Source organism: Pseudoalteromonas shioyasakiensis, assembly GCF_001550135.1.
GTDB lineage: Bacteria > Pseudomonadota > Gammaproteobacteria > Enterobacterales > Alteromonadaceae > Pseudoalteromonas > Pseudoalteromonas shioyasakiensis.
This window is the reverse complement of record NZ_LRUE01000013.1, coordinates 48,549-63,678: the sequence shown is the minus strand read 5'-3', so window position 1 is coordinate 63,678 and position 15,130 is coordinate 48,549. Positions and strand designations below refer to the sequence as shown.

Below are 15,130 nucleotides of genomic sequence, written 5' to 3'. Positions count from 1 at the left end.
TAATGAATCACTTACAATAAAGAAAAACGAATTACTAAGAGCCATGAAATTTACTCCCGCATTACAAACAGCTACCTTAATTAAACGCTACAAACGTTTTTTAGCCGACTTAAAAACTGCCGATGGCACAGAGTTTACAGCTCACTGTGCTAATACCGGCAAAATGACGGGATGTGCAGAGCCTGGGTTTAAAGCGTTTTATTCAACCAGTGATAATGCTAAACGTAAGTTCCCTCAATCCTTGCAATTAACTCAGAACCAATTCGATCACTTAATATGTGTTAATACCGCGATTGCAAACAAAGTTGTGCAAGAAGCCTTAAATGCAGGCGCGATTGCTGAACTTGTTGACTATCAAACAATTGCTGCAGAAGTAAAATACGGCCAAGAAAATAGCCGTATCGACTTTTTATTAACAGATAAACATAAACCCCATTGCTATGTAGAAGTAAAATCTGTGACATTGCTTTCGCAAACAGAACCACAATCTGGGCAAGGGTATTTTCCGGATGCAAAAACTGAGCGAGGCCAAAAACATCTGCGAGAGCTAATAGAGATGGTGCAACAAGGGCATCGTGCAGTGCTATTTTTTGCAGTTTTACATGAAGGTATCAATCAAGTGAGTGCGGCAAAACATATCGACTCAAAATACGCCCAACTTTTAACTGAAGCTATAGATAATGGTGTTGAAGTGATTGCTTATAAAGCAAAAATTTCGGCAGAAGAAATTAAGTTGCAAGAAAAATGTGATTTTCTGAACTAAGCTACTCTTTTACGAAAACGACAATAAAAGCACTATTTTAGTTGTATTATTTTTTTTTGCCCATATAACTTAGCAAATTTAAAAAATTTATGGATAGTTAAGGGCTTACAAAACCGCCCATAATTATTTGAGCAATCATTAGCGCAAGGTCAAGAGGATTAATTAAAAATAAATTTGCCTCAGTCTAATGATTCTGCTATTTATAGCCGCCGGCTAACGCTGGGCAAAATATTAAGGATTTAGGAGAAAGTTATGCCAGACCAAAAAAGACTAGGGTTATTGGCTCAGGCCGGGTTAGAACCATATCAGGAACAGCCAGGTGAAGAGTATATGAATGAAGCACAACGTGCTCATTTCAAAACAATTTTAGAAGCTTGGCGTAACGATTTACGTAACGAAGTAGACCGTACTAAATCGCATATGCAAGACGAAGCAGCTAACTTTCCGGATCCAGTAGACCGTGCAGCACAAGAAGAAGAATTCTCATTAGAACTTCGTACTCGTGACCGTGAGCGTAAACTGATCAAGAAAATTGAAAAAACGATTCAATTAATCAAAGAAGACGATTTTGGTTTCTGTGAATCATGTGGTATCGAAATTGGTATCCGCCGCCTAGAAGCGCGTCCTACAGCTGATTTATGTGTAGACTGTAAAACGCTTGCGGAAATTAAAGAAAAGCAATCTGGACGCGGTTAATTACATCCTTTAATTAGCCCATGTCTACCACAGCCGTTAACACGCCAATGCGTGAATATCGTGGCCGCTTTGCGCCATCCCCTTCAGGGCCATTACATTTTGGCTCACTTATAGCGGCTGTGGGTAGCTTCCTTGATGCAAAAGCCAATCAAGGAAAATGGTTAGTACGCATTGAAGATATCGACACAACGCGTGTTGTAAGCGGTGCTAGCGACGATATATTACATACCTTAGAGGCTTACGGTCTTTACTGGGACGAGCCTGTTATATACCAAACCCAGCGTCATGAGCAATACCAAGCCATTGTTGACGAGTTAATTTCGAAAAACCTTGTTTATGCATGTCATTGCACGCGCAAAGAAATTAAAGCAATCGGTGGGATATACCAAGGCCACTGCCGTTATAAAAACCACGCTTTAACTGATTCAGCGCTACGTTTAACCCAGCAATTTGCAACCAGTCACTACCATGATTTAATTCAAGGTAAAGTGTCTGTTGATAGCCAACTTGCCAAAGAAGATTACTTAATAAAGCGCAGCGATGGTTTATTTGCTTACCAACTGGTCGTAGTCGCCGATGATATTGCACAAGGTATTACAAGAGTCGTTCGCGGAGCTGATTTACTCGAACCGACCGCACGACAACTCAGTTTGTTTAAGCAGCTAAATAAACCGGCCCCAGAATACGCCCACCTACCTTTAGCAGTAGCTAAACCCGGTTTTAAGCTATCAAAACAAAATTACGCTCCGGCAATAGCAAAATCAGATCCAAAGCCCGCGTTGTTCGATGCCTTGCGCTTTTTAGGCTTAAAGCCAGAAAGCTCACTTTTATCGTTAAATATCGAACAGATGTTAGCTTGGGCTATTGAAACTTACCGCCTTGAACACATACCAAAGGTGCAAGAAATACAAGTTAGCGAGGATCCAAACTCTCCTTTTTGTAACTTTGTTACTATTGAAAAATAAATTGCCAATTTTAAAGGCCGAGTAACTTAATTTTTCAGCCCTGCTGGTATATGATAGCGACCCAAAGTGTGCGAATCATCAACACCTTAATTTAGCGCCATTTAAAACACACTGATTACACGTCAATCTCACATCGGCGAAGTATCAAACAAACGCTATACTTGATGAGTCGCAAAGTCCGCGTCGTAGGAGACAGATTATTATTTCTAAGCTTTTTCAATTTTGTCGGCAGATTATTGGCCCAAATGCCACGACATCAAGTGATGCTTTGCCAACGAGCGAGTTACCTTTGGTGATCGAGCGCAGTGAACATGGTATTTCGCGCAAACAATTTAGCCCAAATGCAATCAAAGTATTGTACCGCCTTAAAGAAGGTGGTTTTGATGCCTACCTTGTAGGTGGTTGTATTCGAGATATATTGTTAGGCCAACAACCAAAAGACTTCGACGTTGTAACAAACGCAACCCCTGAGCAAATCAAAAAGCTATTTCGTAACTGTCGCCTAATTGGTCGCCGTTTTCGTTTAGCCCATATCGTGTTTGGTCGAGAAATTATTGAAGTGGCGACCATGCGTGGCCATCACGAAGCCGAAGAAAGCAAAAATCAAATTAGTCAATCAAGTGAACACGGCCAACTCCTGCGTGACAATGTCTATGGCAGCATCGAAGAAGATGCCGAGCGCCGCGACTTTTCGATTAATGCACTTTACTACTCAATTAACGATTTTTGTATTTATGACTATGCCAATGGCATTAGCGCGATAAAAGCAAAACAAATTGAGCTGATTGGCGACCCAGAAACACGTTACCGTGAAGACCCTGTGCGCATGTTACGTGCAGTGCGTTTTGCCACCAAACTAGGAATGAGCATTGCACCTGGCACCGAAAAGCCAATTAAAAGCCTTGCTAACTTACTTGATCATATTCCGCCAGCTCGTTTGTTTGAAGAATCACTCAAATTGTTTTTAAACGGCAAAGCTGAAGAAAACTACTTAATGCTACGCCAATATGGTTTATTCAAAGCATTATTTCCTGCGCTTGATAAAATCTTAGATGCCAACCCTGAAGGCTTTGAGCATACGTTTATCCTGCAAATGTTTAAAAACACCGATAAACGTATTAATGCTGATAAAAAAGTCACCCCAGCCTTTATTTTTGCAGCCTTATTGTGGTTCCCATTGCAGAGCATTGCGAAGAAGTTACAACAACGCGACCAACTTTCAGAGTACGATGCATTTGCACAAGCAATGAACAAAGTGCAGAGTGAAAACGCGCAACAGGTAGCAGTACCAAAACGCTTCACCTTGGGTGCACGCGATATTTGGCATATTCAGCAACGCCTTGATAAACGAGGTGGTCAGCGCGCTTATAGGCTCACTCAACAGCCTCGCTTCAAAGCCGCTTATGATTTCTTATTACTGCGTGTGCAAGCTGGCGAAGAGCAACAAAAAGAGCTTGCTGATTGGTGGACAACCTACCTAAGCCAAGACATTAATGGCCAAAAAGAGATGGTTAAAAACTTAGGACACCAAGGTGGCCCTAAGCGCCGTCGTCGCCCACGCAAGAAAAAAGTAGACTAAGTATGCATACCGTTTATTTAGGTTTAGGTGCCAACTTAAACACACCACGTAAACAAATTCATGCTGCTGTCACTGCCCTAAAAGCATTAAAAGATGTTGAGTTTGTTTGTGTATCCCATGATTACGCAAGCAAACCAATGGGGCCACAAGATCAACCCGATTATGTAAATGCAGTCGCGTGTGTTAAAACTGCACTTAAGCCAGAGCAGTTACTTGATTTAACTCAAGCCATTGAGCTTGAGCATGGCCGTGTTAGAAAAGAAGAACGCTGGGGTCCGCGTACCCTTGATATAGATATTTTATTGTTCGGTAATGACGTGATAGACACCCCTCGCTTAACTGTGCCTCATTATGGCCTAACAGAGCGAGAGTTTGTTGTTTATCCCTTGTTGGAAATTGCACCAACACTTGTACTACCGAATAATCAATCACTTGCTGATATAACAAAAACGTTGCCTTTAAACGATTTACAACAACTCCCTCAGCAGTAATCAACCAAGGCTAAGCCTTAGAGGAAATTATGTCTAAAATCACCGTTTCAACCTTGAATAAAATGAAACAAGAACAACAAAAAATCACCGCATTAACGGCTTACGACGCCAGCTTTGCTAAATTGTTTCATGATAATGGCGTCGAGGTGATCTTAGTCGGTGACTCACTAGGCATGGTATTGCAAGGTGCTGATGACACCCTTGCTGTAACCAACACAGATATTGCATACCATACTCGCTGTGTGCGTGCCGGTAGCCGCGAATTATTTGTGATTGCTGACTTACCATTTATGACCTATGCCAACCCAGCTGATGCCTGTAAAAATGCAGCAGAGCTGATGCGTGCTGGGGCAAACATGGTTAAGCTTGAAGGTGGCGAATGGCTGCACGACAGCATTCGTGCAATGACCCAACAAGGTATTCCAGTATGTGGCCACCTAGGCTTAACACCTCAGTCAGTGCATGTTTTTGGCGGTTTTAAAATTCAAGGTCGTGAGCAATCTCAAGCCGATAAAATGGTCAGCGATGCGAAAGCACTTGAAGCGGCAGGTGCACAGTTACTTGTTTTAGAATGTATTCCAAGTGAGCTTGCTAAACGTATTACTGATGAGCTAAACATTCCTACCATTGGTATTGGTGCAGGTAATCAAACTGATGGCCAAATCTTAGTAATGCACGACCTAGTTGGTATTTCGGCAGGTTATATCCCTAAGTTTTCAAAGAACTTTTTATTAGAAACCGGCAATATGCCAGCAGCAGTGCAAAAGTATTGTGAAGATGTAAAAAGTGGTGCTTTCCCAAGTACCGAACACGAGTTTAAATAAATGCAATCAATCACTGAAATTAAATCGTTACGCAGCCAAATCAAAGCTTGGCGTCAAGCGGGCCTGAGCATTGCGCTAGTGCCTACCATGGGCAATTTACACCAAGGTCACTTTTCACTTGTTGAAAAAGCCAAAACATTGGCTGATAAAGTGGTTGTGAGTATCTTTGTAAACCCGATGCAATTTGGTGCCAACGAAGACCTTGATAGTTACCCGCGTACACTAAACGAAGATAAACAAGGTTTAGCAGATCTTGGTACTGATATCGTGTTTACCCCATCCGTTGAAACAATTTACCCAAATGGTTTAGGCGAGCAAAGCTTTGTCGATGTACCGGGGGTTTCTATGGGTTACTGTGGAGGCTCGCGTCCTGGTCACTTCAAAGGCGTTGCAACCGTTGTCACTAAATTATTTAATTTAGTACAACCTGACTTTGCTTGTTTTGGTGAAAAAGATTTTCAGCAGCTACAGGTTATTAAAACCATGACGCGCGACCTATCTATCCCAGTTGAAATTATTGGCGTACCTACTTGCCGCGAAATCTCTGGTTTAGCAATGAGCTCTCGTAATGGCTATTTATCTGATGAGCAAAAAGACACCGCAAAAGTACTGTTTGCCACACTAAATAATACTGCAACGGCACTTAAACAAGGCAGCGCAGACATTGCAGCTCTTGAGGCAGATGCAAAAGCACAACTTGAAAAGGCAGGACTAAAACCTGACTATTATTCGATTGCAGAGCGCTCTACACTAAAACCAGCCACCGTGGCTGACAAACAACTTGTTATTTTAGCTGCTGCTTATTTGGGCTCAGTACGTTTAATTGACAATTTACAAGTTGAGCTGGATTAAATAGCAACAATCTGGGTAAGATGGATTGCAAAGAAAAGACATAAACTAGGGATAAGCATGAAAAAATTACCAGCAATTGCAGCAACATTGTTTGCTATGACATTACTGTCTGCCTGCTCAAACAAAATTGACAACCCAGAAATGCAGCAATGTGCTCAGCAAAACTATCAATGCGAAGCGAGCTGTGAGCAACAAAGCACCGCTGATGGCTTAGTTCATAAAGTCTGTAGCAACAAGTGCATTGAAGCTTACAACCAATGTAAAGCCAATGCAGAAAAGTTAGGCGAAGTTAAATAACAACGACTCGCTTTTTAAGGCACTGAAAACCTATTCGGTGCCTGCACTCCCCCTCACGATTACAATTTCACTCGCACAATTAAGCCTCTGGTAATTTTGTTCATATTTTTGTTTACCCTTTAAGCTATTCATATTAGGGCAAGCTTTCGTTCATTAAACTTCTCCATATTGGTGACGAATAAACAACTGCAACCGTGTAATTGTTTCGCACTAATTTCAAAATTTTACTCTTCGCATTTAGCTGCACCAACTCAAAGCCATTGAGATTGTTAGTTTTTATTTTGGGTCCAGTAATTGCTATGAGATATGAAAGAATTAACGTGATTTACGGCTAAAGGAAAATTGAATGAAACCAGAAACCCGAACTAAGCTCTTCAGCGCTATTAAAAAGAAGACCTTCTTGGGCGTATTATTAGCCATCAGCGCAGGTCATAGTTACGCAGTTGAAGAACCAGATCAGCCAAAAGCAACTGAAACAGAACAAACAGCCGCTGAGGTTCAAGCAACCGAAAATGAAAAACAGCAAGTAAAGGATAGTGCTGCGGTTGAGCTTAAGCCTGCAATGATCACGATTCCAGAAGAAAAGCTATTTGAAGTTATCACTGCACGTGCGAAGAAATTAGCCTCTGCGCCGTATGTAGCCCCTAAGGAGTTAGAGCTTGAAGCATTAACTAGCATTGGTTATCAGGACTACCGTGCAATTCGTTTTCGTACTGAGCAAGCAATTTGGAAAGATCAAAGCCTGTATGAAGTGCAGTTATTCCACCCAGGCTTCTTATATCGCTCACCGGTTGCAATTAATACTCTTGAGCAAAATGCCGAAGTAAAAAGTTTACCTTTTAAAACAGATTACTATCGTTACGATGCAACTGCTGCCCCGTTAGAGCAAGAGATCAGCACCGCTATTGCCAATACACAACTTGGCCATGCAGGTTTTCGTTTGCATTTTCCACTGAACAACAACCAGTACAAAGACGAAGTAGCTGTGTTCCAAGGTGCTTCGTATTTTCGTTTAGTTGGCCCGCATCAAGTATATGGTCTGTCAGCTCGAGGTCTTGCAGTTGATACAGCACTGAGCTCAGGCGAAGAATTTCCTGTATTCAAAGAGTTCTGGTTAGTAAAACCTGCACCCGAAGATACTACCATCGTGCTTTATGCATTATTAGATAGCCCTTCAGTGTCGGGAGCCTATCGTTTTGAACTAACACCTTCTACTAACACTGAAGTAAAAACCGAGATGCAAATTTTTGCCCGTAAAGACATTAAAAAGCTCGGCATAGCCCCGCTAACAAGTATGTTTTACCACGGTGAAAATAGTACTAAGTTTTTTGATGATTACCGCCCTGAAGTACATGATTCTGATGGCCTATTAATGCAATCAGAACAAGGTCAATGGATTTGGCGTGCACTGAATAACCCGAAGAAATTGAGCGTGACTTCGTTTAGCTACGCGAACCCTAAAGGCTTTGGCCTTGCGCAGCGAGACCGAGATTTTAATAACTACCTTGATACCGAAGCGCATTATCACAACCGTCCGAGCATGTGGATTGAGCCAGTGGGTAATTGGGGTAAAGGGCGTGTTGAGTTAGTAGAGATCCCAACAGATACCGAAACTAACGACAATATTGTTAGCTACTGGGTGCCAGAGCAGCCAATGAAAGCTGGTGACAGCTTAAGTTTTAGTTACAAGCTGTCGACTTTCAATGCCACACTTGCAACTCAAGATAAAGCGAGTGTGTTAAGAACTCGAATTGGTAGTGCAGCATTACCTGGTGAAGACAATCCACCACCAAAAAGCCACCGCCAATTTACCGTTGATTTTAGTGGCGAAACGATTAATCAACTATCTGCTAATTTTGCCATGCAGGCGGATCTTACACTCTCAGCTGGGCAAATAAGCGATAAAACGGTACAGCAGTTACCAAACAATCAAGGATGGCGCGTAGCATTTAAAGTGGCGCCAGAGGGAGATAAGCCTGTTGATATGCGCTTATCGTTAAAACTACGTGATAAAGAAATCAGCGAGGTATGGAGCTATGTCTGGTATCCAAACGACGTCCAATAGTAAAGCATTAAAGGCAACAGCAATGCCATTTAAGAAGACCCGCGCTTGGCTTTTTTCGAGCCTAGCGCTTACCATTACCGCCTATGGCGTGTGGATCATGTTCGATATTTTAAATTCAAACGGCATGACACCGCTTGAGTACGCTTTACTGGCATTATTTACAGTTACCTTCGCGTGGATTGTTACAGCCTTTTGTAGTGGCTGTATGGGCTTTATCTTGCAATTATTTCGTATTGACCCGTTGACCTTAAAACGTCAAAAGCCAATCGAGATTAATCAGCATGCCTTGAGCCAAACTAAAACAGCCATTGTTATGCCTATCTACAACGAAGATACAGAGCGTGTCATCGCCGGTTTTGAAGTAAGTTTACGCTCGCTGGCTAAAACAGGGCAAATGCCGCATTACGACTTTTACTTGCTAAGTGATACGCAAGACCCTGAAATTGCACGTAATGAACTTAAAGCGTGGAATGCACTTACTGAGCGCTTAGGTGATTTAGCAAAGCATACTTTTTATCGTCGCCGTGAAGATAATAAACACCGTAAAGTGGGTAACTTAACTGATTTTTGTGAACGTTGGGGTAGCCAGTACGATCACATGATTGTGCTTGATGCCGATAGCATTATGACGGGTCAATGTATGCTTGAACTGACTTCTAGCATGATCAGCAATCCAAAATCAGGCTTGATCCAAACGATCCCTATTCCAGTTCGCCAAGACACGTTTTTTGGTCGTTTTTTACAGTTTGCATCAATTTTATATAGCCCAATGCTGGCAACTGGTTCTGCTTTTTGGCAAACAAACCAAGCAAACTACTGGGGCCACAATGCGATTATTCGCGTTGAAGCATTCACAAAGTGCTGCGGCCTACCTGTTTTAAAAGGTAATGCCCCATTTGGTGGTGAGATCTTAAGTCATGACTTTGTAGAAGCTTCTCTGCTACACCGCAGTGGTTGGGATGTGTTACTGCTTAGCGATGTTGAAGGCAGTTACGAAGAAGTACCAAGTAACATTCTCGATTACGCGATTCGTGATAGACGTTGGGTGCAAGGTAATATCCAGCATTTAGGTTTACTGCCTAAATCAGGTCTTAAGCTAATGAGTAAAATGCACTTTTTATTTGGTGCCACAGCTTATATTTCATCGTTGATTTGGTTATCTATGCTGGCATTAAGTACCTTAGATGCAGTAACTCGTGCACTTAATAGCGACGTGTACTTTAATCATGCTTATCAACTTTTCCCAACCTGGCAAATTGCTAAAACGGATTTAATTGATTCGTTGTTATTTATTACAGCTGTATTGTTGTTACTGCCTAAATTAATGGGCGTAATTGTGACTTTAGTGCATCGTAATAAAGCCTTTGGCGGTACGATGAAATTAATTGCCGGTTCACTCATCGAAACTATTTTTGCGATTGTGATTGCCCCTTTAATGATGGTGTTTCATAGCTACTTTGTAGTGTGCGTATTTTTAGGCAAAAAAGTTAGCTGGGATGCACAACCTCGCGAAGGCAGAATGGTGCCGTGGAAAGAAGCGATTGGTTATACGTTATTTTCGACTATTACCGCGATTATCTGGGGTTCGGTTGCCTACTATTACACACCGACTTTCTTTTGGTGGTTATCACCTATTTTAGTAGGCCTTATTTTAGCAGCGCCAATTGTACGCTATTCAAGCAGCATCGGCTTAGGTGTGAAAATGCGAAAAATGGGTTTATTTTTATGTCCAAGTGAAGTTGAAAACGATGATACCTTAGCGGCACTTCGTGTACATCAACAAGAAATTGGCTTGCCAAAAGATGAACACGCTGACTTTAATGTACCAGCATTACCTAATGAATACCCAACGGTAATGCCTATTCAAAGCTTTAAGGCACCCTCAGGCAAAAAGCGCAAGCAAGTACGTATTGCTCAGCAACGTATTAAAGCCAAGCTCTTTGCCAAAAGCTAAACGAAAAAAAACCGCTCAATGAGCGGTTTTTTCATCTATGTCTGTATGGTTGTTACAGAAGGCCTAGCTTTTTAAGTTCAGCCATTGCCATTTTGCCTGAAAGTGGCACATAACCATCTTTCTCAACAATTTTTTGACCATCTACAGAAAGAACCATTTTTAAGAACTCTGCATCGATTGGTGAAAGCGGCTTGTTAGGGTGCTTGTTCACGTAAACATATAAGAAACGAGATAGTGGATATTTACCTGTTGCTACATTTTCTAATGTTGCATCAACAAAGTTATCGCCTTTCTTAGAAAGTGGTACTGTACGTACACCTGATGTTTTATAACCGATACCTGAGTAACCAATCGCGTTCACAGAAGAAGAGATTGACTGTACTACAGATGCAGAACCTGGTTGTTCGTTTACATTGTTACGGAAGTCACCTTTACAAAGGGCTTTCTTCTTGAAGTAACCGTAAGTACCTGATACTGAGTTACGACCGTAAAGCTGGATATCTTTTGCAGCCCAATCACCCTCAAGACCTACTTCGCTCCAACGGTTAACTTGTTCACTTGCACCACATTTACGTGTAGAAGAGAAAATCGCATCAACTTGGTCAATACGTAAACCTTTGATTGGGTTATCTTTGTGTACGAATACAGCTAGAGCATCGATTGCAACGCGAACTTCAGTTGGCTTGTAGCCGTAACGCTTTTCGAATGCTTCGATTTCTTTTGACTTCATACGACGGCTCATTGGGCCGAAGTTTGCTGTACCTTCAGTTAATGCTGGAGGAGCAGTTGAAGAACCCGCTGCTTGGATTTGAATGTTTATGTTTGGATAGAAGCGTTTGTACTCTTCTGCCCAGAACGTCATCATGTTTGCAAGAGTGTCAGAACCAACAGATGAGAAGTTACCAGAGATACCACTTGTTTTAGTGTACTCAGGCATATCTTTATCAACTGCAGCTGCTTGTGCTGATACAAATGTTGTTACAGCCACACCCATTGCGGCAACGAGATTTTTGAATTTCATAGGGGTTACTCCGATTTGTTCGTCCCATTTCCTAACTGCGGTCTACTCTAATGACACTAGATGACAGTTAGATTACCCTTAAATGACATTTTTATGACTTTGCAGTTTTTTCTATTTTTTCTTCAATACGTACGACTTTTTCGCTACCAAATGCAAACGCAAAGGTAGAGCCCTGTCCTAATTTACTGCTGATATCTAATCGACTGTCATGCCTTGTAAGTACATGTTTTGTAATTGCTAAACCTAGCCCAGACCCACCTGTCGTTCGGCTACGAGCTTTATCGACACGATAAAAACGCTCGGTTAAACGGTTAATATGCTCTGCGGCAATACCATCACCATTATCAGTCACACTAAATGCGGCTTGGTTATTTTTAAGCTGCCAATCAACCACAATCTTGCCACCTGGCTTGGTGTAATGAATGGCATTAAAAACAAGGTTAGAAAAGGCACTACGTAATTCGTCTTCGGCCCCTTTAATGTCTAAACTCGTATCAACATTAAATATAAGCTCATGGCCTTTGTCTTGGTTCAATGACTGTGCTTCGGTTTGAATATAGGTAAGAAGCTGCGGCACATTGACAGGCTTATCGTTATCTTGACGACGTGCCCCTTCAATACGCGACAAAGACAGTAATTGATTGACCAAGCTATCCATACGCTTACATTGTTCAAGCATGGTTGTTTGCGCTTTTTGCCACATTGCAGGAGGTGGTAAGCTATCTGAATCAAGCATTTCTAAGTAACCGGTTACCACAGTAAGCGGTGTTCTCAGCTCATGAGAAACATTGGCCACAAAGTCTTTACGCATCTGCTCAAGTTGCTTTAAGCGAGTAACATCACGCACCACCATCATCAACTGTGAACTCGCATAGGGCATAACACGAAACTCTAAGGTTTGATCGTAGCTGTGGCCACCATCAAGCTCGAGCGGTTCATCGAAACAAGCTTTATGCATGTACTTTGCAAACTTAGGATCGCGAATAAGATTATCTAAGCGTTGCCCATGATCGGTAGGCCATTGTAAACCTAAAACCTTTAAAGCCAATTGGTTACACCAAATAATGCTAAGATCTTTTTGTAATACGACAACCGCATCAGGCACAGCTTCGGCACCATCACGAAAACGGCGTATTAAGTCTGCCAATTCATTGCGTTTTTTACGGTTGCGGTGTTGTAAATGATAGATCCCTTCAAAGACTTGCTCCCACGCTCCCTCCCCTTCGGGTGGGTTAAAACTACGTTGATTAAGGAGCCAATCGCTGAGGCGATATAATTGATGATAATGCCAAATTAAAAGTGCAAAAGAGCCTAAAAATAAAAGCAAAAAAGGCGCACCTACAAGTACGCCAACTAATAACAAGGGTAAGAAATACATAAACAGGCGTTTTGCTAACGCCTGTTTATTCACTACTCGATACATACACTCACTTTACCTTAAGTATGTAAATTAGCTTGTTAAGGTCATTGCCATGACACTTATAATTTACTTGAAAAACGATAGCCTGCACCGCGAACGGTTTGCACTAAACGGTCATGCCCTAATGGTGCAATCGCTTTACGTAGACGGCGAATATGTACATCAACAGTACGGTCTTCTACATATACATTTGTTCCCCATACATGATCAAGTAATTGTTCACGGCTGTAAACACGTTCAGGATGCGTCATGAAGAAATGTAGTAATCTAAATTCAGTAGGCCCCATATCTAATTCACTACCTTCTGATGTTACACGGTGTGAGATTGGGTCAAGGCGTAAGCCATGAACTTCAATGGCTTCTTCTAATGAGGTTGGTGAAACACGGCGAATAACCGCTTTAATGCGCGCCATTAATTCTTTAGGAGAAAATGGTTTGGTTACGTAATCATCAGCACCTACTTCAAGGCCGCGTACTTTGTCTTCTTCTTCACCGCGAGCAGTCAGCATAATGATAGGGATCTGACGAGTATATTCGTTTTGCTTAAATTTCTTAGCAATTTGAATACCGCTACCACCAGGTAACATCCAATCTAATAAAACCATATCTGGGTATGGTTCAACCATAGCTTCAATCGCAGAGTCATAATCTTCTGCTTCAATTGCTTGAAAACCATTTTGCTCTAAAACAAAAACCAGCATCTCTCTGATAGGCGCTTCGTCATCGACGACTAGTACTTTACGTGACATTCCAATTTATCTCTTTCGTTAGCGAACTGGTTTCATTATTATGACTAAGTATGACATTTTTATGAAAGTCTAACGAGTAATTGAAAAAGCGCAAAAGAATCAAAGCAAAAATAGCCATTTTTTACGCTTAAATAGTAAATTTCGGATTAAAAGTCATACCTTAAAGTGACTGCAAGATGATCTTCATCAGCATTATTATCTAGTGAAAATTGCGTATACCACATGTACATACGTGCTTGTTTTGACAGGCTTCGTTCAACACCAACAGAAGTACCGCTACCCGAATCTTTCAATTTACCAAAGCTGCCATCAGTATCTTGATATTGCGCCAGCAACTTATATTTATCTATTTTGTAAGATGCGCTCACCAAAAAGCCATCTTCTTTGTCAGAACCTGTGACTTTTTCGCTTTGTTGATACATACCGCCTAGGGTTAAATCGCCTAATTGGCCTTGCGCCGTAAACCGTGTTGTATCATAACCGGCTACTTTACTGTCGTGGGCAACACTTACAAAGTAAGGCGCTTTTTTAAATTTACTATCACCATACATAAATGCCGCAGAAACACCGGTTTCTTCATCTTGTTTGGAGTTATCTTCAGCAATATAGGTGACCACAAATTGCATATTGCCAACAATTGGCGAACTGTAATGAACCACATCACCAAGGCGATTTTCACCATTGAACAAGGCTTTAACATCACCATTAAAGTCGTTCATTAAATCAATTTTACCCTGCGATACTTTTAATGCCGTATCGTGACGACCAAGCACTACCTGCCCATAACTGCCTTGTAGACCAACATATTGATTACGCGCAGTAATATTCTCTTCAGTTTTACCATCGCTATCTTGATCTGCCGCATTTACTGCAAATTCAAACTTATATACGGCTTTTAACCCATCGCTTATTTCACCGCTGCCTTTGATCCCCATACGAGAGTTATAGCTCTCAATAGAAGTTTCGCTGCCATCGCCAGTGTCGCTATTAGCAACCCCTAAATGGGCCCGACCATACACATCTACAGCTTCGGCAGCACTATGAAAAGAAATAATGCACATTGCAAAGCTCGACAACATCATGGCAGGTTTATTCATGGTAGCGATCCTCAATTTAAGCAATAACTTAAAAATCGAACATAAAGGGCTTTTGGTCAAGCCGAGGAGGAGATATTTCACATAAAAATCACGGATCACTGATCTACCAACTTAATCAGATCAGGATCAGATTTTTACTAAGAAGATCAACTTCAGATCAGTTTTTTACTTAGAGAATAAGATAACTTGTTGATTTAATGTTAAGGCGCTCAGCATTTCGTTTAAAAGATGAGCAAAGAAAAGCCTGTGATCAGTATACAACTAGTAAAATAATGATCCGTGAAAGCTAAGGTTAGTAAAACAGTGATCCTGAAAAACACGAGTAAGTATATCGCTGATCCGCCTTGATCGAATCAT

14 protein-coding genes are annotated in these 15,130 nt (G+C 41.5%); 10 read left to right on the top strand and 4 right to left on the bottom strand.

Going from position 1 to position 15,130, the window contains the following annotated elements:
• The first annotated feature begins 43 nt into the window (after nucleotides 1-43).
• The 10 genes from sfsA to mdoH all read left to right on the top strand — a co-directional run bounded on the left by sfsA (nucleotide 44) and on the right by mdoH (nucleotide 10,486).
• Nucleotides 44-763: a DNA/RNA nuclease SfsA gene (gene sfsA / locus PASHI_RS05585; protein WP_062565101.1), complete on the top strand. Its 720-nt coding sequence runs from the start codon at nucleotides 44-46 to the stop codon at nucleotides 761-763.
• A 252-nt stretch (nucleotides 764-1,015) separates the two neighbouring features.
• The gene (gene dksA / locus PASHI_RS05580) at nucleotides 1,016-1,459 is read left to right on the top strand and encodes an RNA polymerase-binding protein DksA (RefSeq protein WP_054551179.1); all 444 of its coding nucleotides are present in this window, start codon (nucleotides 1,016-1,018) and stop codon (nucleotides 1,457-1,459) included.
• A gap of 20 nt (nucleotides 1,460-1,479) precedes the next feature.
• Complete coding sequence (gluQRS, locus tag PASHI_RS05575) at nucleotides 1,480-2,424, top strand: tRNA glutamyl-Q(34) synthetase GluQRS (RefSeq protein ID WP_062564858.1); 945 nt, start codon at nucleotides 1,480-1,482, stop codon at nucleotides 2,422-2,424.
• 292 nt (nucleotides 2,425-2,716) lie between these two features.
• Complete coding sequence (pcnB, locus tag PASHI_RS05570; protein WP_244269378.1) at nucleotides 2,717-4,003, top strand: polynucleotide adenylyltransferase PcnB; 1,287 nt, start codon at nucleotides 2,717-2,719, stop codon at nucleotides 4,001-4,003.
• A gap of 2 nt (nucleotides 4,004-4,005) precedes the next feature.
• Nucleotides 4,006-4,494: a 2-amino-4-hydroxy-6-hydroxymethyldihydropteridine diphosphokinase gene (folK, locus tag PASHI_RS05565; protein WP_062564857.1), complete on the top strand. Its 489-nt coding sequence runs from the start codon at nucleotides 4,006-4,008 to the stop codon at nucleotides 4,492-4,494.
• 29 nt (nucleotides 4,495-4,523) lie between these two features.
• Nucleotides 4,524-5,318 carry a 3-methyl-2-oxobutanoate hydroxymethyltransferase gene (panB, locus tag PASHI_RS05560; RefSeq protein WP_062564856.1) on the top strand — a complete coding sequence of 265 codons (795 nt, stop codon included), beginning with the start codon at nucleotides 4,524-4,526 and terminating at the stop codon, nucleotides 5,316-5,318.
• Complete coding sequence (panC, locus tag PASHI_RS05555; RefSeq protein WP_062564855.1) at nucleotides 5,319-6,170, top strand: pantoate--beta-alanine ligase; 852 nt, start codon at nucleotides 5,319-5,321, stop codon at nucleotides 6,168-6,170.
• Between the two features lie 96 nt (nucleotides 6,171-6,266).
• Entirely contained in the window at nucleotides 6,267-6,467 is a 201-nt protein-coding gene (locus PASHI_RS05550) for a hypothetical protein (protein ID WP_372799652.1), read from the top strand.
• Nucleotides 6,468-6,813: 346 nt separating this feature from the next.
• Nucleotides 6,814-8,532: an OpgD/OpgG family glucan biosynthesis protein gene (locus PASHI_RS05545; protein WP_062564853.1), complete on the top strand. Its 1,719-nt coding sequence runs from the start codon at nucleotides 6,814-6,816 to the stop codon at nucleotides 8,530-8,532.
• Nucleotides 8,504-10,486: a glucans biosynthesis glucosyltransferase MdoH gene (gene mdoH / locus PASHI_RS05540; RefSeq protein WP_062564852.1), complete on the top strand. Its 1,983-nt coding sequence runs from the start codon at nucleotides 8,504-8,506 to the stop codon at nucleotides 10,484-10,486. The genes PASHI_RS05545 and mdoH overlap by 29 nt, the downstream gene beginning before the upstream one ends.
• A 52-nt stretch (nucleotides 10,487-10,538) precedes the next feature.
• Here mdoH and PASHI_RS05535 read toward each other — a convergent pair whose 3' ends face one another.
• The 4 genes from PASHI_RS05535 to PASHI_RS05520 all read right to left on the bottom strand — a co-directional run bounded on the left by PASHI_RS05535 (nucleotide 10,539) and on the right by PASHI_RS05520 (nucleotide 14,773).
• The gene (locus PASHI_RS05535) at nucleotides 10,539-11,507 is read right to left on the bottom strand and encodes a PstS family phosphate ABC transporter substrate-binding protein (protein WP_062564851.1); all 969 of its coding nucleotides are present in this window, start codon (nucleotides 11,505-11,507) and stop codon (nucleotides 10,539-10,541) included.
• A 91-nt stretch (nucleotides 11,508-11,598) separates the two neighbouring features.
• Entirely contained in the window at nucleotides 11,599-12,930 is a 1,332-nt protein-coding gene (gene phoR, locus PASHI_RS05530) for a phosphate regulon sensor histidine kinase PhoR (RefSeq protein WP_062564850.1), read from the bottom strand.
• A gap of 56 nt (nucleotides 12,931-12,986) precedes the next feature.
• Nucleotides 12,987-13,676, bottom strand: a complete 690-nt coding sequence (gene phoB / locus PASHI_RS05525; protein ID WP_054551169.1) for a phosphate regulon transcriptional regulator PhoB — start codon at nucleotides 13,674-13,676, stop codon at nucleotides 12,987-12,989.
• A 146-nt stretch (nucleotides 13,677-13,822) separates the two neighbouring features.
• Nucleotides 13,823-14,773, bottom strand: a complete 951-nt coding sequence (locus PASHI_RS05520) for a porin (protein ID WP_062564849.1) — start codon at nucleotides 14,771-14,773, stop codon at nucleotides 13,823-13,825.
• Nucleotides 14,774-15,130: the final 357 nt, after the last annotated feature.